The organism is Nocardiopsis sp. NPDC055824 (genome assembly GCF_053616335.1).
Genome location: NZ_JBSHDN010000129.1, coordinates 1 through 18,881 on the forward strand (window position 1 = coordinate 1; position 18,881 = coordinate 18,881).

Sequence of the window (18,881 nt, forward strand, 5' to 3'; positions counted from 1 at the left end):
GCCCCGGACGGGGCCGCCGGGCCGGGCGTGCGCCTACAGGCGCGGGTCGACCGGCTCGGAGGCCAGTGCCAGGACCGCGAACACGGGCTCGTGCACCCGCCACAGGGGTTCGCGGCGGGCGTGCCGGGCCAGGGCCTCCAGCCCCAGTTTGTGCTCGCGCATGGCCAGGCTGTTCTTGCGGCCGAGGTTGCGGTCCTTGAGCACGGCCAGCCTCTCGGGGTCGGTGTAGTCGGCTCCGTAGACGATCCGCAGGTACTCGGGCCCGCGCACCTTCAGCCCCGGCTGGACCAGGCCCTTGCGGCCCTCGGCCCGTGCGCCCAGGACCGGCTTGACCACCATGCCCTCGCCGCCGGCGGAGACCAGGTCGGTCCACCAGTCGGCGGCCGAGCCGCAGGCCGCCGGGTCGGTGGTGTCGACCACCCGGTAGCGGGTGGGCTGCACCAGTCCTCCGGCCTCCGCGAGCCGTTCGGCGATCGCCATGTGCCACAGGTGGTCGGCGTCGGTGTACTCGCGGCCCTCGGAGGCGAGCACCGCGAAGGGCGCGTACCGGAGCCCCGCGGCGCCGTCGGTGTCCCACGAGTAGCGCCGGTAGACCCGGCTGAACGCCTCCGTCTGCTCCGTCCGCAGGGCGACCTTGTCGGCCAGGCCGTCCACGGGCACACCGCGCGCGGCCGCGGCGCGGAGGGCGGCCGCGGCGGCGGGCAGGGAGGCGCGGGCGGCGGCGCCCACCGACGCGTACTGCTCGCGGATCAGCGGCCGGGCCTTGGCCGACCAGGGCAGGAGCTCACCGTCCAGGGCCACCCAGTCGGTGCCGAGCCGGTCCCACAGGTCCGCCTCGGTCACGGCGCGGCGCAGCTGGTCGACGACCTCCGCCCGGAGCGCGGGGTCCTGGAAGAACGGGCGCCCGGTCCGGGTGTAGACCGTCCCCAGCTCGCCGGGGACGAACCGCCGCTCGGCAGCCTCCCCGTCCCTGCACAGCACGGCGACGGCGCGCGAGCCCATGTGCTTCTCCTGGCACACGACCTCGCCGGTCCCGGCGCCCCGGAAGTACGCGAACGCCTCGTCCGGGTGCTCCAGGAGCCCCGGTGCGGCGGCGGTCGGCGCGGGGGCCATGGTCGGCGGCAGGTACAGGAGCCAGCGCGGGTCGACCGCGAACCGGCTCATGACCTCCAGCGCGGACAGCGTGCTGCCGCTGTCGGTGCGCACGGCCCCGTCCGCGGTCTCCACGTACAGGCCGGGAGCCGAGACGCCGTCGCCGACCCCGACGTCGGTGATGTCGACGGTGTCGTCGGCGCGCCGCTCCCCGTCCTCCGGGGGCGTGCCCGACAGCGGCCGGACCGGCTCGTACCAGGTGCGGTGGGCGTCGACGTCGACCAGTTCGCGCTCCGGGTGGCGCAGCGCGGTGAGCTTGCCGCCGAACACGCAGCCCGTGTCCAGGCAGATGGTGTTGTTGAGCCACTCCGCCTTGACGGTGGGCACGTGGCCGTAGACCACGGCCGCCTTCCCCCGGTACTCGCGGGCCCAGGGCAGCCGCACGGGGAGGCCGTACTCGTCGGTCTCCCCGGTGGTCTCGCCGTACAGGGCGAAGGAGCGCACACGGCCCGAGGCCCGGCCGTGGTACTCCTCCTTGAGCCCGGCGTGGGCGACGACGAGCCTTCCCCCGTCGAGGACGAGGTGGCTGACCAGGCCGTCGCAGAAGGCGAGCACCCGCGCGCGGAACTCCTCGCTCTCCCGGCCCAGCTGCTCCAGGGTCTCGGCCAGGCCGTGGGTGGCCTGGACCTTGGCGCCCTTGAGCGCTCTGATCAGCTTGTTCTCGTGGTTCCCCGGCACGCACAGGGCGTCGCCGTCGGCGACCATGCCCATGACCAGGCGCAGCACGCCGGGGCTGTCCGGCCCGCGGTCCACGAGGTCGCCGACGAACACCGCCGTGCGCCCGTCGGGGTGGCGCGCCCCCACGGGGCGCCCCTCCCCGTCGCGGGACAGCTCGTAACCGAGGACGCCGAGGAGTTCCTCCAGTTCCTCCCGGCAGCCGTGCACGTCGCCGACGATGTCGAAGGGGCCGGTGAGCTCCGTCCGGTCCGGCCAGGCGCGCTCGAGTTCGACGGTGGCGCCGTCGATCTCCTCCGGTCCGCGCAGGACGTGGATCCTGCGGAAGCCCTCGCGGGACAGCCTCTTCAGCCCCTGGCGGAGTTCGCGCCGCTGCCGCCGGACGACGTGGTCGCCGAAGTCTCGGTCGGGCCGCCCGCGGTTGCGCTCCTTCGCCAGGGCCTCGGGAACGTCCAGCACGATCGCGGTGGACAGCACGTTGTTGTCCTTGGCGATGCGCACCAGTTCCCCGCGCACCCTGCTCTGCACGTTGGTGGCGTCCACGACGGTGAGGAGTCCCCGCCGCAGCCGGATGTCCACGACGGTGTGGAGCAGGGCGAACGCGTCCGCGCTCGCGGACTGGTCGTTCTCGTCGTCGCTGACCATGCCCCGGCAGTGGTCGGAGCTGATCACCTGCGTGGGCGCGAAGTGCTCGGCGGCGAACGTGGACTTGCCGGATCCGGACACCCCGATCAGCACGACGAGCCCCATCCTGGGCACGCCGAGCACACGCGGCTCGGGGGTCCGGTCCTCCTCGGTCGTACTCATCGGACGAAGACTCCCATCTGGGTCGGGGAACCGGTCTCCGGGTCCTCGGACCCGACCGGCAGGCGGCGGAGGCGGTAGCCGTACTGTTCGGCGACGCGGTCGCCCCACCGGGCGAACTCGGCGCGCGTCCACTCGAACCGGTGGTCGCTGTGCCGGAGGGAGCCGTCCGCCAGGCCCTCGTAGTGCGTGTTGTACTCGGCGTTGGGGGTGGTGACCACCACGACGCGGGGCCGGGCGGCGCCGAACACGCTCTCCTCCATCGCGGGCAGCCGCGACGGGTCGAGGTGCTCGATCACCTCCATCAGGACGGCGGCGTCGTAACCGGAGAACCGCCGGTCGCGGTAGACCACGGAGCCGACCAGCAGCTCGGGGCGCGGCGGCGCGCCGTTGGCGCCCACCGCCCCTCCGGTGAGGGCGGGCAGCGGCCGGTGGCGCCTGCCCCCGCCGGGGTCGCAGCCCCGGCAGGTCCTGCGGTGGGCGTGTTCGAGGGCGGTGACGCTGACGTCCACCCCGGTCACGCGTGTGAGGGAGCGGTCGGCCGCCAGCCGCGCGAGCAGCCGGCCGGAGCCGCAGCCCAGGTCGATGACGCTGGTGGCGTCCTCCGCCTCCAGCACCGCCATGACCGCCCCGGCGCGCTGCTCGGCCAGGGTGGGGACGCGCTCGTCGTGCCCCTCGGCCGGGGGCGCCGTTTCGGCCTCCTCCGCCGCGGGGTCGTCCGCGCCGTCGCCCTCCGCGAGGCCCTCGGCCTCGGCGATGCGGGCCAGCGCGGTCCGCACGTAGGCGTCGCGGCGGTTGAGGTAGCGGTGGGTGATCCAGTCCCGCTCGGGGTGCCCGGCCAGCCAGCCGACGTCCGCGTCGGGCCCGTCCGTCCCGTCGCCGTCCTCCCCGGGCGCCTCCGGCGCGATCGCGGAGGGCGTCGCCTCCCCGGCCGCGGACGGCCCGTCCACGGCCGTCCGCGGCGCGGCGCCGGGCAGGCCGCCGGCGCGGAGGAGCTTGTCGACCTCGCTCCGGTCGACCCAGTAGTGCTTGCTGCCGTCCATGGCGGGGAGCAGCACGTACAGGTGGCTGAGGGCCTCGGACAGGCGCACGGTCCCGGTGAGGGTGAGTGAGAGGTAGTGGGAGTCGCCCCAGCCGGGCAGGCCGGGGTCGAGCGGGACCGGTTCGGCGTCGACCGTCCACCCCAGGGGCTCGAAGAGCGCCCGGGCGCGCTCCGCACCGGAGCGGCAGGGGACGGCCGGCATCCGCAGCTCCAGCGGGAGGGGCGTGCGCGCCAGTTCGGGCCGAGCCCTGCACGAGCCCCGCAGCGCGGACCGGAACACCCTGCCCAGTGCCACCGTGAACAGGGAGGACGTCGCGTAGGGACGGTCGTTGACGTACTGGGCGAGGGAGAAGTCGGGCGAGCTCACCGACGTGCGCGCCCGCAGGAGCGCCTGGGCGTCGACGTCCAGCAGGAGGGCCGCCGTGCAGCGCTCGCCGGTGGCCTCGGGGTAGAAGACGTGGGCGGTTCCGAAGGACTGCTCGAAGCTCTGCGCCCTGTCCGGGTGCTTGTGCAGCAGGAAACCGAGGTCCGTCGCCGGGGCCGCCGTGGTCGTGATCGTCAGTAGCACCCGTGCATTGTGTCCCCTCGGTCCGGCGCGGGGCCAGGGCTTTTCCGGCGGGGCCGGCGGAGCGGTGCGTCCGGCGGCCGGGTCCCGGGGCCGGGGGACCTCGCGGCGGGCGGCCGTGCGGAGCCGCCGGGGGTCAGCCGCCGGCGCTCTGCCGAGCGTGCCCGGCGGCGTGCAGGCGGGAGGTGACCAGGGCGGCGCCCGACAGGCAGAGCACGGAGACGACCGCGTCGACCGCGCCCATGGTCAGCATCGGGTCGATCTCGGTGTAGGCGGACCCGACCGGGATGGCGGTGTCGATCCACACCCACACCGTCAGGCCCACGAACGACAGGACCAGGTAGGGGACCGCGAAGACCAGCGCGGTGAGACCCGGGTAGGGCAGCCGGACGAGGCGGAGGAGGGGCCAGGCCAGGAGGGGGGCGACGAGGACGGGCACGAACGTCAGGAGCATGCCCGCGCCGATGTTGGCGTCGGGGCTGTCGTCGTGGGCCCCGATGGCGGCCCGCGCCACCCAGGCGGCCAGGAGCAGCAGGACGGACATGGCGAGCGCCGCGGCCGCGGCGAGGAGCATCGCGCGGGGGGCGGACACGGGGGTGTGGGGTCGGTGGGTCATGGTCCCAGCTTCCCCCGCCTCCCCCTCGCCCCGCATGAGTACGCCTACTCACGGGGCCGGGGCCCTCAGGACGGTTCCGGCCCGCCCGTCGTGCGGACAGGGTCCACGCCGAGCTCCTCCATCGCCCGGGCCACCTGGGACCGGGCGCCTCCGAAGAACGACCACGGCTGGTCGCAGTAGACGTTGCCGACGGCGGACAGGTGCCATCGGGCGGCCTCGGTCATGCCCGCGCGGTGGAACGCCCAGCCGAACAGGTGGTGGGCCCGGACGTCGCCGGGGTGCGGCTCGGACGCGGCCGCCCACCCCTGTGCGAGGTCGAACAGCTCCTGCGCCGACCCGCCGTGCAGTCGGCCCAGCGCCTTGTCGACGACGAAGGGGGTGTTGCCCTCGGCGGCCAGCCTCTTCTGCTCGACCCGCACGTGCTCGGCGTGGGCGAGCGCCAGGACGGACGGCAGCGGGTGCCCCTCGGGCGCGGTGTCGGCGGCGGCTCCCGCGAAGGCGAACATCTCCTCGGTGCTGCCGCCCCTGGTCGCGGACAGGGAGCGCGTGCGGACCAGGTGTGCGGGGAACAGGTGCGGCGACCGTCCGGCGATCTCGCGCCAGAGCCGGTCCTTGTCCTCGCGGTCGGCGCCCAGGCCCATCGCGACGGTCTGGAGGCCCGCCCAGGGTGCGGCGTCGTCGGTGCGCAGCCGCGCCGACGCCTCCAGGGGGATGCGGGCCTCGTCCAGGGCCGCGGTGAACGCCTTGCGGTCGGCCTGGCGGGTGTCCGCGCCGCCCGCGGGCCGGCGCAGCGCGCGGGCGAGGAGCGTGTGCCCCAGCCAGAGCAGGACGTCGGCCCGGTCGGCGCCGTCCCCGAGGAGTTCGACGACGCTCTCGGGGCGGTCCGCGGCCGCGCGGCCGAGCACCTCCGCCTGGACCACGCGGGTCTCGGGGTCCTCGCGGGACTCGGCCAGCAGCGGCAGCGCGGCCGAGGCCTCCCCCTCGCGCACGGCCTCGCACCCGGCCCGGAGGAGGGGGTCGGCGCCCAGGGACGCGGACACCAGGCGCGCCTCGATGTCGGCGCCGCGGGGCACCCTTGCCGGATTGCGTCCGAATCGCCACATGTGTGCGAGCGTAGCGGGCCCGTCGTGCCTGGACGACGGGCCCGCCGGGGGGCACGGCGGGGCCGGGCCGCCACCGCCGGGGCGGGGGCCGGGCGGCCCCGGGCGTACCGGGGGCCGCAGAGGGCGCCGCTACCCGGACGCCGGGGCCCCGGCCCTGCCCGCGCTCCCCTCCGCTCCGCCGCCTCCGGGGACCGGCTCGGCCTCCGGAGCGCCGCCACCGCCGGGCGCGTCCGGCGCGGGGACCGCGCCGCGGGCCTTGTCCCTGCGGTGGTTGACGACCTGGAGGGCGATGAGCACGACGCCCAGGACGGAGCCCGCGAGAACGAACCAGTCGGGGTCGACGGACACCGACAGGACCGCGCCGGTCAGGGCGCTCCACTCGGGGGCGATCATGACGAGGGTCGCCGCCAGCGTGAGGGCGAGGCGTTCGCCGAGCAGGGTGCGCCGCAGGAAGTGCCCCTCCAGCGCCATCGCCGCGACCGCCAGGGCGATACAGCCGCTGAGCACGGCGACCACCAGGTTCGAGACCGGCCCCTCGACGGCCATGAGGGCCGAGTAGGCCATCAGGACGGGGATGAGGTACAGCCCCTTGGCGAACTTCCACGCGGACAGGCCCGAGCGCATCGGACTGGCGTTGGCGATGCCCGCCGCCGCGAACGCGGCGAAGGCCACCGGCGGCGTGACGTTGGAGTCCTGGCTGTACCAGTACACGATCATGTGGGCGACGATCACGGCCAGGCCCAGCTCCTCCAGCGCCGGGACCGCCAGCACCGCCAGGACCACGTAGGACGCGGTGACCGGCAGGCCGATGCCCATGACCAGGGAGGCCAGCGCCACCATCAGCAGGGTGAGCAGCAGGCTGCCCGCGAAGGCGGTCACCAGGACGTCGGAGAAGACCAGGCCGAGACCGGTCAGGCCGACCATGCCCACGATGATGCCCGCCACCGCACAGGCGACGGAGACGGACAGCGTGCTGTTCGCGGCGAGGACGAACACCTCCAGGAAGTCCCTGGGGGACAGGCGGCTCCCGGCGCGGAGCATCGCCACGACCAGGAGTGCCCCGCAGGCGTACAGGCCCGCCCGGGTCGGCGGCACGTACTGGAGCAGCAGGACGACGAGCAGGACCAGCGGGGCGAGGAAGTGCCAGCCCGCCTTCATCACCGTGCCCAGGGAGGGCAGGTCGGAGTCCTTCGCGAGGCCGATGCCGTACTTGCGCGCCAGGATGTCCACGAAGAGGAACATGACGCCGAAGTACATCAGGGCCGGGATGATCGCCACCTTGACGATGTCCGCGTAGGGGATGCCGGTGCGCTCGGCCATGATGAACGCGCCCGCGCCCATGATGGGGGGCAGGATCTGCCCGCCCGTGGAGGCCGCGGCCTCGACACCGGCCGCGTCGTGCTTCCTGTACCCGACCTTCTTCATCAGCGGGATCGTGAACGGCCCGGTGCTGACGACGTTGGCGATGGCGCTGCCGGAGACGGAGCCCATGAGGGCGCTGCCCAGGACCGCCCCCTTGGCGGGGCCGCCGACCATGCGCCCCGTGAGCACGTACGCCAGCCCGACGAAGAAGCTGCCGCCGCCCGTCTTGGACAGCAGCGCCCCGAACAGGATGAACACGAAGACGAAGGTGACGACCACTCCGAGGGTCATGCCGTAGATGCCGTCGCCGAGGTAGCTGTGCGTGGCGATGCGCTGGATGGTCGCGCCGGAGTGGCCGAACTGTCCGGGGACGAGCGGCCCGATCCAGGCGTAGAACACGAACACGGCGACCATCACGACCATGACCATGCCGACCGTCCGCCGGGTCGCCTCCAGCAGGAGGAGCATCGCGGCCAGGCCCATGATCCAGTCGGTGTCGGTGTAGGCGCCGGCGCGGGAGGCCAGCTCGGCCTGGAACACCATGGGGTAGAAGCTGACCGCCACGGTGCCCGCGATCAGCGCGAGGTCGAGCACCAGGGCCGGGACGGAACGCCCGGCGCTCCCCTTCAGGGGCGGCTTGACCAGGAACACCAGCACCATGATGAACATCAGGTGGATGAGGCGCTGCTGGCGCGCGTCGAAGCCGGCGCGCAGGGCGATGTAGAGCTGGAAGAGGGTGAGCGCGGCGGCCAGGACCAGGACGACGGCGCCGACGGCGGCGGCGAGGGGGGTCTCTCCCCAGCGGGCCGCGGCGATCCGCCGCCAGGCGGGCCCGGCCTCCCCGTCCTCGCCCTCGACGTCGGGCAGCGCGTCGGCGGAGGTGCCGGTCCTGCGCCTGCCCCTCCCGGGCCGCGGCCCTGTCCCGTCCCCGGCCGGGAGGTCGGCGGGGGCCCCGGCCCGGCTCTCCGGGAACGGTCCGGCCTGCGCGTCGGCGGGGCCGGCGGTCGGGGTGTCGTCCCGTTCCGGCGGGGGTGTCTCGGCCATGCTTCTTCCTCGGTGCTCTCTGGGCTGGTGCGTGCGGGTCGCGGGCGGCGGAGCGCGGTGTCAGCACTCCGGCTCGGGGACGGTGGCGAGGGGCAGGAGCAGCGTGGGCAGCAGCACCGGTTCGACGCGCACGGGGTGCGCGGCGAGGCACGGCGACAGGCGCACCTCGGCCCCCGGGGCGCGGATCCGGTGGTCGACGGCGGGGGCGCCGACCCGGATGGTCAGCTCCGTGCCGATGTCGCGCTCCATGCCCTCCACGACCCACCACTCGCCGTCGGCGCGGCCGGTCCCCTCTCCGGGGATGTGGCCCATGCCCGCGCCGAACTGGCGGACGCGGGTGGAGTCCACGACCAGGCGTCCGTCCCGGACGAGGAGGTTCTCCTCGATCGGCAGGCCGTCGATGGAGTGGACGTAGGAGACCGTGAAGGGCTCGCCCCCGGCGAGGCGGAGGTGGCCCATGGTGTCGCCGCCGTCGCTGAGCCTGAGCGCGGGCCACACGGGCAGCAGGAGGGCGGTCAGGACCGCGCCCGCGCCCAGCAGGGCGGCGGTCCGCGGCCACCGGGGCCTCCCGGCGTCCGCGGGCCGCCCCGCGTGCGGCGGGGAAGCGGTCTCCATCGCGGCGCGCCCCTACGGGAGCAGGTCCCCGGGGATCTCGACGCCCTGCTCCTCGTAGAAGCGGACCGCGCCGGGGTGCACCGGGACCGGGCTGTTGACGATGGTCTCGGGGACCAGGTACTCCTCGCCGGGGGCGTACACGTTGAGGACCTGGTCGATGTTCTCGAACATGGCCGAGGTGATGTCGTAGGCCTGCTGCTCGTTGAACTCGCCGGACACGACCAGGGCGTTCCACACCGCGATGGTCTCGACGTCCTCGTCCACGCCCGGGTAGGTGCCGCCCGCGATGACGTGCTCGGTGTAGCCGCCGTAGCCGTTGACGACGGCGGAGCGCTCGTCGTCGCAGAGCGGGATGATGGAGATGTCGTCGGTGGTGCCGAGCTCGGTGATCCCGGCGTGGCCCTCGCCGACCACCCACGAGCCCGCGTCGAGCTGGTTGTTCTGGAGCGCGCTGGCGGTCTCGGCGTAGCCGAGCTGGTCGATCTCGATCTCGGTGAGGGCGATCTCCAGCGACTCGAAGACCTGGTTGGTGGTGGCCTCGTTGCCGCTGCCGACGTCGCCGACGGAGTAGCGGTTGCCGGCCACGTCCCCGAAGCACTCGAAGCCCCTGGCCTGCGCGATGGAGTCCAGGGTCACCGCGTGGAAGACGTTGGGGTAGAGGACTGCCAGCGAGTAGGTCTGGACGGGGTCGCCCTCGAAGTCCGCGCTGCCCTGGGCCGCCTGGTCGGCCGCGTCGCCCTGGACGATGCCGATGTGGCCCTCGCCGGAGCCGAGCAGGCGGATGTTCTCCACCGACGCGCCCGTGGCCTCGACCGAGCCGGTCTGGCCCTCGACGTGGTCGCCGATGATGGTGCTCAGGGCGCCGCCGATCGGGTAGTAGACGCCCGCGGTGCCGCCGGTGACGATGCTGAGGCGCTCCTGGACGGGGCCGGCCCCGAGCCCGACATCCTCCCCCTCGGACTCGGCGGGCTGGGCGCAACCGGCCAGCAGCAGGGCACCGGCGGGGATGGCGGCCAGGGACAGCATCGTGCGTCGCATGGTCGGGGGTGTCCTCTCGGGGGAAGGCGGGGGCGGTGGCGGAGCGGCTCCGGGCGGAGGCGGATCCGCTCCGAACAGGGCCGATGTGGCGCAGGCCACTCCGCTGTCCTGAAACGTAGCCGTCACGCGCACGCAACCCGTAGCGGGGCGGGAGGGATTTGAGCCTCTCCTGAGGTTTCACGGTCCTTGCTAGTGTTCGGCCCATGGCGCGATCCCCCTTCCAGCGGCTGTCGACGGCCGCGGGGCTCCTCCTCACGGCCGTGGTCGCGGCGCCCCTCCTCACCTGGTCGCAGACGTGGGTGTCCGACCCGCTGCGCCTGTCCGTCGGCACGGGCGGCGAGGGGGGCGTCTACCACGCCTACGGTTCCGGGCTCGCCCGGATCGCGACCGCCCGTCCGGACACCGAGATCACCGCGCTCACCACCGCCGCGAGCGTGGAGAACAACCGGCGGGTGGCCTCCGGCTCCCTGGACGCCGCCTTCACGCTGGCCGACGTCGCCGCGCTGGCGGTCGCGGGGGATCCGCCCTTCGGGGAACCCCTGCCCATCACGGCGATCGCCCGCCTCTACGACAACCACACGCACCTGGTGGTGCGCGCGGACTCCCCCTACGAAGAGGTCGCCGACCTGGCCGGGGCCACCGTGTCCGTGGGCGCCCGGGGCTCGGGCACCGAGATGATGGCCGACCGGCTCCTGGACCTGGCCGGGCTCCGCCCGGAGCCGGCCGGCTCCACAGGCCCCCACCGGGAGGGCGGGACGGTCCGGCTCCGGCTGGGCATCGGGGCCTCGGCGCGGGCCCTGGAGAACGGGGAGGTCGACGCGTTCTTCTGGTCCGGCGGCCTGCCCACCCAGGCGGTCGCCGACCTGGCGGAGCGCACCCCGGTCCGGCTGCTCGACCTGGCCGGGCACGTTCCCGCCCTGGTCGCCGGGTACGGCGAGTACTTCTCCGAGCGGCCGGTGCCCGCGGGCACCTACCCGGGCGTGCCCTCGGTGCGCACCGTCGGGGTCCCGAGCCTGCTGGTCGCCGACGCGTCCATGCCCGACGACTCGGCGGAGGACCTGACCCGCCTGCTGTTCGAGTGGCGGGACCAGCTGGCCCGGATCCACCCGGTCGCGCTGCACCTGGACACCCGGTCGGCGATCGCGACCCTGCCGATCCCCCTGCACCCCGGTGCGGCCGCGTACTACCGCGAGGTCAAATACGCCTACGACGGACCGGTGGGCGGCGGGACGGCGGACGCGCTCAGGCCGGCAGGCGTATCCTCGCGTCGATCCCGTGCGGCGAGGCCGGCCGCAGGGACAGGTGCGCCCCCTGGAGTTCCAGCAGCGTGACGACGATGGACAGGCCGAGCCCGGAGCCGCCCACCCCGTCGTGGCCGTCGCGCCAGAACGGCCGGGACGCCTGTTCCAGCCGCGCCTCGGGCAGGCCCGGGCCGTCGTCCACCACGTGCACGTCCACGTGGCCGGGCCCGTCGGGGCCCGCCTCCGCCCGCTCCACCCGCACCGTGACCCGCACACCGCTCCCGCCGAACTTCAGGGCGTTGTCGATGAGCGCGTCCAGCGCCTGGTCCAGGGTCCCCTCCGCGCTGCGGACCCGCACCCCCTCGACCCCCTCGCGGACCAGCACGGCGCCCGCGCGCTCCGCGATCGGCTCCCAGGACGCCAGCCGGTCGTCGACGACCTCCAGGACGTCCTCCCACACCAGGGACTGCTCCGTGTCCTCCGTCCGGGCGAGGGTGAGCAGGCTGTCGCAGATCCGGGAGAGGCGGTCCACCTCGTCCAGCGCCATCCGGTGGTCGCGCGCCCCCTCCGGGGTGAGGTGCCGCGACAGGGAGTCCACCCGCAGCCGCAGAGCCGCCAGGGGGTTGCGCACCTGGTGTCCCGCGTAGGACACGAAGGTGCGCTGGCTCTCCAGCATGGAGGTGATGGTGTCCGCCATCCGGTTGAACGACTCCCCCAGGCGGCGCAGCTCCTCGGGCCCCTCCTCCGCCCGCACCCTGGTGTCCAGGCTCCCCCCGCTCACGGCGCGGGTCGCCTCCTCCAGGTCGTCGATGGGGCGCAGCACCCAGCGCGTGAGGGGGCCCGCCGCGGCGAACCCGGCGGCCATCAGGACGGCGACCGCCGCCCAGGCCACGCACCACTGCACGAGGGTCGAGCGGCGCAGGGAGCCGGTGGGCGAGGCGGTGACCGCCGCGCCGACGACCTCGCCCGAGCGGCCGACGGGCTCGGCCACGACCAGCGGTCCCCGTTGCCAGGGGTAGACCACCCTGTCGGCGCCCATGCGGTTGCCGGCCAGCGCGGTCCGCACCGCCTCGGGCAGCTCGTCGCCGTGCTGCCCCCACCGCCCGGGTTCCAGGTCCGACAGGTCGGCGACCTCGCGGGAGGAGGCGACGACGGCGCCGTCCCGGTCGACGACGACGGCGGTGATGCCGTACAGCCGGTCGTAGGCCGCCAGTTCGCCCGTCAGGCCCGACGCCGCCCCCGTGAGCACACCCGGTTCGGCGAGGCCGGCGAAGCGGGCGGTGTCGTTGATCCGGTCCAGGAGCATGTCGGAGGTGCCCCGGGCGGCGATGCTCCCGCACAGGGGCAGGGCCAGCCCGAGGCAGGCGGCGACCAGGAGGGTCGCGTACACGGTCAGCACACGTCGGCGCATGGCGGCGCCCCGGTCGGGGCCGGGCCCCGGTCAGGCCCGCCGGGCCGGGGCGGCGGCCGCGGCGGCCCGCTCGGCCGGGTCGGGCCCGCGGGCGGGCTCGTGGCGGGAGGCGGGGACGCCGTGCCCGCCCTCCGCCAGCCGGTAGCCGACGCCGCGCACGGTCTCGATGAGCCCGGGTACGCCCAGCTTGGCGCGCAGGGTGCCGATGTGCACCTCCAGCGTGCGCAGCGTCCCCGGCCAGGTGGTCCGCCACACCCTCAGGATCAGGCGTTCGCGGGGCACGACCGCGCCCGCCTCCGCCGCCAGGGCGAGGAGGAGGTCGAACTCCTTCCGGGTGAGGTCCACCCGCTCGCCGTCGCGGACGACGGCGCGCGTCGCGCGGTCGACCCGCAGGGGGCCGATCGCCAGGGGACCCCCGTCCCGCCTGCGGGTGCGGCGCAGCACCGCCTCCATCCGCGCGCAGAGCTCGTCGACGGCGAGCGGCTTGACCACGTAGTCGTCGGCCCCCGAGCGCAGGCCGCGGACGCGTTCGCGCTGCCTCCCGCGCGCGGTGACCATGATGACCGCGGTGTCGCCGACGTCGTGGCGCTCGCGCAGGAGGCCGCACAGCTCGATGCCGTCCATGTCGGGCAGGCCGAGGTCGAGCAGGACCAGGTCGGCGGGGGCCGCCGCCAGCGCGCCCTCGGCCGTCCGGACCTGGTCGACCGTGTAGCCGTTGGCCTCCAGTGCGCCGGTGAGGGCGTCGGCGAGCCGGACGTCGTCCTCGACGAGGAGCACCTTGATCATGGGTTCGCGTCCTTCGGGGGGAGGGCAGGGGTCGCTACCGCACCCTAGCGGGACGGTGTGCCGCAGGCCACACGCGCGGGCCCCGGCGGGCGGGGGAGCCCCCGCCCGCCCACCGGTCAGTTCCGGGTGACGCGCGCCTCCGGGACGATCTCGGGCGCCCCGTGCTGGATGGCGTCGGCCTCCTGGTCGGTGTCCTGCTCCTGCGCGGCGCGCTCCGCCTCGATCCCCTTGCGGTAGTACTCCACCTCGCGCTGGATCTGCTCCTTGCTCCAGTCCAGCGGCCCGGCGAGGAGTTCGGCGGCCTCCTCGGCGGCGGCGATCCCCCGGTCCCAGGTCTCGAAGGAGATCCGGGTCCGCCGGGAGAGGACGTCCTCCAGGTGGCGCGCCCCCTCCGCCTCCGCGGCGTAGACGATCTCCGCGCGCAGGTAGTCGTCGGCCGCCGCGAGCGGGCGTCCCAGGTCGGGGCGCTCCCTGACGAGGTCGAGCAGGTCGTGCACGCCGGAGCCGTGGCGGCGGAGCAGGTGGGTGATCCGGGAGACGTGCAGGCCCGAGTCGCGGGCGAGCCGGTACCGCTGGTTGTAGAGCGCGGCGTAGCCGTCCGCGCCCACCAGCGGCAGCCGGTCGGTGACCGACTGCGGGACGCTGCTGCCCAGGCCGTGGGCGACCGCGTCCACCGCGTCCTTGGCCATCACCCGGTAGGTGGTGTACTTGCCCCCGGCGATGAGGACCAGGCCCGGCACCGGGTGGGCGACCGTGTGCTCCCGGGAGAGCTTGGACGTCTCCTCGGACTCGCCCGTCAGCAGGGGCCGCAGCCCCGCGTACACGCCCTCGACGTCGTCCCTGCCCAGGGGCGTGCGCAGGACCTGGTTGACGTGGTCCAGCACGTAGTCGATGTCGGCGCGGCTCGCCGCCGGGTTCTCCTTGTCCAGGTCCCAGGCGGTGTCGGTGGTGCCGATGATCCAGTGGCGGCCCCACGGGATGACGAACAGGACGCTCTTCTCCGTGCGCAGGATCATGCCGGAGGAGGCCTGGATGCGGTCGCGCGGGACGACCAGGTGGATGCCCTTGGAGGCGCTGACGTGGATCTGTCCGCGACCTCCGACCATCTCCTGGATGTCGTCGGTCCACACCCCCGCGGCGTTGACCACCTGGCGGGCGCGGATGCGCAGCTCGTCGCCGGTCTCCAGGTCGGCGACGTTGGCGCCGACGACGTGTTCGCCTTCGCGCAGGAACCCGACCGCCTGGACCCGGGACGCGATCCTGGCCCCCAGCCCGGCGGCGGTGCGCAGCACACTGGTGACGAGCCGGGCGTCGTCCACCTGGCAGTCCCAGTACTGGATCGCCCCCGCCAGGGCGCTGCGCTTGAGGGCCGGGAAGACCTTCAGCGCGCCGTTCCGGCTCAGGTGCCGGTGCGAGGGGAGCCCCCGGTTGTTGCGGGAGGACATCGCCAGGGCGTCGTACAGCGTGACTCCCGCGCCGATGTAGGCGCGCTCCCACTGCCGCGCGAACGGGAACAGGAAGGGCACCGGGCGGACCAGGTGCGGCGCGATGGTGGTGAGGAGCAGACCCCGTTCGTGCAGCGCCTCGCGCACGAGCTCGAAGTCGAACTGCTCCAGGTAGCGCAGTCCGCCGTGGATGAGTTTACTGGATCTGCTGGAGGTGCCCGAGGCGAAGTCGCGTGCCTCGACGAGTCCCGTGGACAGCCCGCGCGAGACCGCGTCCAGGGCGATACCGGCCCCGACGATGCCTCCCCCGACCACGAGGACGTCGAGTTCCTCGTCCTTCATCGACGCGAGCGCCTCGGCGCGCCCCTTCGGTCCCAGCCAGGTGGTAGCCATCCGTGGTCCTCCGTCTCGATGGTGTTCCTCCCAGGCGCATACCCACCCGGGGCCCGTGTCCATCGGGGCGATCAGAGGTGCCCAGGCTAGCCGCCCGACGGCGGACGCGCCGTGCGCCCGCCGTCGGACCGGCGTGTCTTCGACCGGCCCGCCCCACCGGCGACACGGTCCGCCCAGGTCAGGCAGCCGGAGTCCTGCGCAGCGCCAGGGCGAGAAAAGCCGCGGCCAGGGTCGCCAGCCCTCCGGCGACCGCGGCGGCGCCGAGCCCGGAGGAGGCGGGACCCGCGGCGGCGTCGGCGACGGCGACCAGCGACGCCAGCCCCACCGCCGCGCCGATCTGCTGGGTGGTGGACACCATCGCCGAGGCGACGCCCTGCTCGTCGTCGGAGACTCCCGCCCCGGCCGCCGCGAACAGCACGGGGTAGGTGGTCCCGGCCGTCACGCCGAGCATGACGACGGCGGGCAGCATGGCCCAGTAGGAGTCGGCGGCGACGGCCACGGCGAAGAGGACGGCGGTGAGGCCCGAACCCGCCACACCGGCGAACAGCGCGCTGCGCACGCCCCACCGGGCGAGCAGCGGGGGCAGGAGCAGGGCCGAGCCGAGCATGGCGGCCAGGCCCTGCGGCAGGAAGCCGAGACCGGCCGCGAGCGGGCTGAGGCCGAGGGTGACCTGGACGTGGGTGGTGTACACGTAGTGCAGCGTGTTCACCGAGCCCATGAGCACGAAGACCAGGGCCATGGTGACCAGCAGCGACCGGTTGGTGAGCAGCCGGACCGGCAGCAGCGGGTCCGCGGCACGGCGCTCGAACAGGAGCAGGCCGACCAGGGTCAGCGCGCCGAGGAGGAGGGCGCCGGCGCTCTGCCAGGAGGCCCATCCGACGCTCTGCCCCAGGGAGATCCCGAGGACCAGCAGGAGGGACCCGGCGGTGACCATCGCCGCGCCGGGGAGGTCGAAGCTCGCCCGTCCGGGGCGGCGCACGTCGGCAGGCAGCACGACGGGAGCCGCGAGCACGACGGCGAGGGTGGCGGGGACCAGGGCCCAGAACACCGCGGGCCAACCGAACGCGCTGGTGAGGATGCCGCCGACGGCGCCGCCCGCCAGCGCGCCGAAGGCTCCGGCGGTCCCCCACACCGCCATGGCGCGGATACGGGCGGGCCCCGCGGGGAAGGCCGCGGTGAGCACGGCGAGCGTGGCGGGGAACAGCGCGGCGGCGCCGAGTCCCTGGAGCGCGCGGGAGGCGACGAGGACGGCGGGGTCCTGGGCGAGGGCCCCGGCGACGGAGGCCGCACCCATGAGGGCGGCGCCGGACACGAGCATGCGGCGGGCTCCGAGCCGGTCGGCGGCACGGCCGCCGAGGAGCAGGAAGCCGCCGTAGCCGAGGGAGAAGGCGGTGACCACCCACTGGAGCGAGGCCGCGGAGAAGCCGAGGGCGTCGCCGATCTGCGGCAGCGCGATGTAGACGATGTTGAAGTCGACCGAGATGGTGAAGTGGGCCAGGGCGAGGACGGCAAGCGCGAGGACGGCCCTGCGGGACCGACCGGGGGCCTCCGGCCCGGACCGCGGTGAGGGTCCGGGGTCGGCACCGGTGGGGGCTGCGGATTCGGTGGGGTTCATGGGACCCGGCTCTCTGGGAGGGATTTACTTCAGCGCTAAATTGTTCAGCACGAGACTAAACCAGAATGCTTCAGTACGCAACATTCCAGACTGGTAGCATTTGCTCATGAGCGAACACTGCGGGATCAGCGCGTCCGAGGAGCGGACCTGGGACGCCGCCACACTGGCCTTCCGGCTGCTGGACCAGCGCGTGGAGCGCGACGTCCAGCAGGAGGTCGACCTCCCCCTGACCTACTACGAGCTGCTCGTCCTGCTCTCGAGGAACGAGCACGGGTCACTGCGGATGAGCGATCTGGCCGAGTTGACCCACACCAGGGCCAGCCGGATCTCGCACGCGGTGCGGAAGCTGGCCGAGGCGGGCCTCGTGGACCGCGTGCACTGCGAGGAGGACCGCCGCAGCTGGTTCGCCGTCCTCACCGACAAGGCCCGCGGGGTCCTGCGGGACGCCGGCGCGAGGCATGTGGTCAGCATGCGGGAGAACCTGTTCGACGTGCTCAGCGCCGAGCAGCGCGACCAGCTGCTCGACATCAGCCGGACGCTGCTCGCGCGGCTCGCCCCCGAGAGCGCGCTCGCCCGGGAGGGCGTCCCCACCCGGGAGGAGAGCGACGCGCTCGCGCGGGAGGGCGCGGGCAGGGCCGGGACCGGCGGCGGGGCGGGGCACGGCGGGGCGTCCGGGACCGGCACTGCAGGCGGGGCCGCGGGGCCCGGCACACCGGAGGGGGCCGGGGCGCGCGGGTGAGTGCGGGCACGGCTGCGCGGAGCGGGTCCGGGGACCCCCCGATTCCAGGGAACCACGCGGAACCGCGCCGCGGGAGGCCCCCGCCGGGGCCTGTGGACGGAACCGCTCAGGCGGACGCGTCGGCGTAGGCGTGCGCGTAGGCGAGGACGTCGTTGACGTACTCCCTGGACCGGTTGTACTCCAGGATCGCGGCCTCCCAGTCGGCCGCGTCGGTCAGGTCGCGGCCCTCCGCGCACAGGTACCGGGCGGCGGCCAGCGCCGCGTCGTCGATGTTGTGCGGGTCGGGGTCGCCGCCCTCCAGCGAGGCGCCCCAGCGCCCCCACGTCGTCGGGATGAACTGCATCGGGCCGATCGCCCGGTCCCACTCGGTGTCGCCGTCGTACCGGCCGCCGTCGGTGTCGGGGATCGCGCGGGTGTTGTTGGTGCCGTCGAGCGGGATGCCGATGATGTCCACGGTCGTGGTGCCGTCCGGTCCGAGCTCGCCCCCGGCGTAGGTGCCGTGGATCGACTCCACCATGCCGATCCCGGCCAGGGTGGGCCAGGACAGCTGGCAGGACGGCTGGTCCTCGGCCATCACCAGCTGCGCGCTCGCGTACCCCTCCAGGGCCCGGCTCGGGATGGTCGTCGCCTCGGCCACCCGCTCCACCCAGGCGCCCTCGGCGCGCGGGGCGGTCGGCTCCGGCGTGTGCCGCTCGTCGGCGCCCGGCTCCCCGGAGGCATCCGGATCCGCCGCGGCCGCCGTCAGCTCGGAGCGGTCCGGCGGCCCCGTGAGCTGGTCGTGCGGCGGCGTCTCGATGGTGCCGGCCTGGGGTTCGGCGGTCTGCCCGGCGGGCGGGGACCACTCGTTGAGGGCGTCGGAAACCCGTCCCACCAGGTAGAACACGCCCCCTGTCACCAACAGGCACAGTGAGAGCGTCACACAGACGACGATCACCGGACCACGACTTCGACGCCTCCCGGTACCGGTGGCCCGTCGCCTGCCCATCTGGCTCCCCGCTCGTCAAGAAAAGGTCAACTGCACATCACGCGTCACCAAAGTACGCGACCAGGGACAGTCGGTGCTCATCGATCCCACCCCCGCCCTTGTTCGCCCAGTTCAGGGACGTGGGACCGGCCCCCGGGCGGCGCCGGCCCGGCCACCGGGCCGCCCGCGGGGCCGTGCGGCGGGCCTGTCCGGCCCCGGGTCCCGGGCCTGTCCGGACGCGCGGCCGCGGGGGGCCGCGACGCGAGGGGGC

The 18,881-nt window shown here is 74.6% G+C and carries 14 protein-coding genes; 2 read left to right on the forward strand and 12 right to left on the reverse strand.

Annotation, left to right across the window (positions count from 1 at the left end; all coding sequences use genetic code 11):
• Positions 1 to 33: 33 nt before the first annotated feature.
• From ACWGL3_RS22245 to ACWGL3_RS22275, 7 genes are all read right to left on the reverse strand, one after another.
• On the reverse strand, positions 34 to 2,634 hold the full coding sequence (locus ACWGL3_RS22245) for a polynucleotide kinase-phosphatase (protein WP_267948103.1): 2,601 nt from the start codon (positions 2,632 to 2,634) through the stop codon (positions 34 to 36).
• A complete protein-coding gene (locus tag ACWGL3_RS22250; RefSeq protein ID WP_267948102.1) occupies positions 2,631 to 4,241 on the reverse strand; it encodes a 3' terminal RNA ribose 2'-O-methyltransferase Hen1 in 1,611 nt (536 codons plus the stop codon). The genes ACWGL3_RS22245 and ACWGL3_RS22250 overlap by 4 nt, the downstream gene beginning before the upstream one ends.
• Before the next feature lie 133 nt (positions 4,242 to 4,374).
• Entirely contained in the window at positions 4,375 to 4,854 is a 480-nt protein-coding gene (locus tag ACWGL3_RS22255) for a transporter (protein WP_267948101.1), read from the reverse strand.
• Between the two features lie 65 nt (positions 4,855 to 4,919).
• The gene (locus ACWGL3_RS22260) at positions 4,920 to 5,957 is read right to left on the reverse strand and encodes a hypothetical protein (protein ID WP_267948100.1); all 1,038 of its coding nucleotides are present in this window, start codon (positions 5,955 to 5,957) and stop codon (positions 4,920 to 4,922) included.
• A gap of 129 nt (positions 5,958 to 6,086) precedes the next feature.
• On the reverse strand, positions 6,087 to 8,363 hold the full coding sequence (locus tag ACWGL3_RS22265) for a TRAP transporter permease (RefSeq protein ID WP_267948099.1): 2,277 nt from the start codon (positions 8,361 to 8,363) through the stop codon (positions 6,087 to 6,089).
• A 60-nt stretch (positions 8,364 to 8,423) separates the two neighbouring features.
• The gene (locus tag ACWGL3_RS22270; protein ID WP_267948098.1) at positions 8,424 to 8,978 is read right to left on the reverse strand and encodes a DUF1850 domain-containing protein; all 555 of its coding nucleotides are present in this window, start codon (positions 8,976 to 8,978) and stop codon (positions 8,424 to 8,426) included.
• Positions 8,979 to 8,990: 12 nt separating this feature from the next.
• Complete coding sequence (locus ACWGL3_RS22275; RefSeq protein ID WP_267948097.1) at positions 8,991 to 10,016, reverse strand: TAXI family TRAP transporter solute-binding subunit; 1,026 nt, start codon at positions 10,014 to 10,016, stop codon at positions 8,991 to 8,993.
• Positions 10,017 to 10,219: 203 nt separating this feature from the next.
• On the opposite strand from ACWGL3_RS22275, the gene ACWGL3_RS22280 reads away from it, so the two are divergent.
• Positions 10,220 to 11,347, forward strand: a complete 1,128-nt coding sequence (locus tag ACWGL3_RS22280) for a TAXI family TRAP transporter solute-binding subunit (RefSeq protein WP_267948096.1) — start codon at positions 10,220 to 10,222, stop codon at positions 11,345 to 11,347.
• Here the strand turns inward: ACWGL3_RS22280 and ACWGL3_RS22285 are convergent.
• The 4 genes from ACWGL3_RS22285 to ACWGL3_RS22300 all read right to left on the reverse strand — a co-directional run bounded on the left by ACWGL3_RS22285 (position 11,259) and on the right by ACWGL3_RS22300 (position 16,907).
• Complete coding sequence (locus tag ACWGL3_RS22285) at positions 11,259 to 12,668, reverse strand: sensor histidine kinase (RefSeq protein WP_267948095.1); 1,410 nt, start codon at positions 12,666 to 12,668, stop codon at positions 11,259 to 11,261. The genes ACWGL3_RS22280 and ACWGL3_RS22285 overlap by 89 nt on opposite strands.
• 30 nt (positions 12,669 to 12,698) lie before the next feature.
• A complete protein-coding gene (locus ACWGL3_RS22290; RefSeq protein WP_267948094.1) occupies positions 12,699 to 13,454 on the reverse strand; it encodes a response regulator transcription factor in 756 nt (251 codons plus the stop codon).
• Positions 13,455 to 13,570: 116 nt separating this feature from the next.
• Positions 13,571 to 15,292 (reverse strand): glycerol-3-phosphate dehydrogenase/oxidase, encoded by a 1,722-nt coding sequence (locus tag ACWGL3_RS22295; protein ID WP_267948093.1) that lies wholly within the window; start codon positions 15,290 to 15,292, stop codon positions 13,571 to 13,573.
• A gap of 178 nt (positions 15,293 to 15,470) precedes the next feature.
• Complete coding sequence (locus ACWGL3_RS22300) at positions 15,471 to 16,907, reverse strand: MFS transporter (protein ID WP_267948092.1); 1,437 nt, start codon at positions 16,905 to 16,907, stop codon at positions 15,471 to 15,473.
• Between the two features lie 106 nt (positions 16,908 to 17,013).
• On the opposite strand from ACWGL3_RS22300, the gene ACWGL3_RS22305 reads away from it, so the two are divergent.
• Positions 17,014 to 17,646 (forward strand): MarR family winged helix-turn-helix transcriptional regulator, encoded by a 633-nt coding sequence (locus ACWGL3_RS22305; protein WP_267948091.1) that lies wholly within the window; start codon positions 17,014 to 17,016, stop codon positions 17,644 to 17,646.
• A 106-nt stretch (positions 17,647 to 17,752) separates the two neighbouring features.
• On the opposite strand, the gene ACWGL3_RS22310 is transcribed toward ACWGL3_RS22305, so the two are convergent.
• Complete coding sequence (locus ACWGL3_RS22310; RefSeq protein WP_267948090.1) at positions 17,753 to 18,631, reverse strand: lytic transglycosylase domain-containing protein; 879 nt, start codon at positions 18,629 to 18,631, stop codon at positions 17,753 to 17,755.
• Positions 18,632 to 18,881 lie beyond the last annotated feature (250 nt).

Coding starts and splice junctions, on each gene's coding strand:
- ACWGL3_RS22305 (WP_267948091.1), top strand. CDS start 17,014: ATGAGCGAACACTGCGGGATCAGCGCGTCCGAGGAGCGGACCTGGGAC.
- ACWGL3_RS22300 (WP_267948092.1), bottom strand. CDS start 16,907: ATGAACCCCACCGAATCCGCAGCCCCCACCGGTGCCGACCCCGGACCC.
- ACWGL3_RS22270 (WP_267948098.1), bottom strand. CDS start 8,978: ATGGAGACCGCTTCCCCGCCGCACGCGGGGCGGCCCGCGGACGCCGGG.
- ACWGL3_RS22290 (WP_267948094.1), bottom strand. CDS start 13,454: ATGATCAAGGTGCTCCTCGTCGAGGACGACGTCCGGCTCGCCGACGCC.
- ACWGL3_RS22280 (WP_267948096.1), top strand. CDS start 10,220: ATGGCGCGATCCCCCTTCCAGCGGCTGTCGACGGCCGCGGGGCTCCTC.
- ACWGL3_RS22245 (WP_267948103.1), bottom strand. CDS start 2,634: ATGAGTACGACCGAGGAGGACCGGACCCCCGAGCCGCGTGTGCTCGGC.
- ACWGL3_RS22275 (WP_267948097.1), bottom strand. CDS start 10,016: ATGCGACGCACGATGCTGTCCCTGGCCGCCATCCCCGCCGGTGCCCTG.
- ACWGL3_RS22255 (WP_267948101.1), bottom strand. CDS start 4,854: ATGACCCACCGACCCCACACCCCCGTGTCCGCCCCCCGCGCGATGCTC.
- ACWGL3_RS22260 (WP_267948100.1), bottom strand. CDS start 5,957: ATGTGGCGATTCGGACGCAATCCGGCAAGGGTGCCCCGCGGCGCCGAC.
- ACWGL3_RS22295 (WP_267948093.1), bottom strand. CDS start 15,292: ATGGCTACCACCTGGCTGGGACCGAAGGGGCGCGCCGAGGCGCTCGCG.
- ACWGL3_RS22285 (WP_267948095.1), bottom strand. CDS start 12,668: ATGCGCCGACGTGTGCTGACCGTGTACGCGACCCTCCTGGTCGCCGCC.
- ACWGL3_RS22310 (WP_267948090.1), bottom strand. CDS start 18,631: ATGGGCAGGCGACGGGCCACCGGTACCGGGAGGCGTCGAAGTCGTGGT.
- ACWGL3_RS22265 (WP_267948099.1), bottom strand. CDS start 8,363: ATGGCCGAGACACCCCCGCCGGAACGGGACGACACCCCGACCGCCGGC.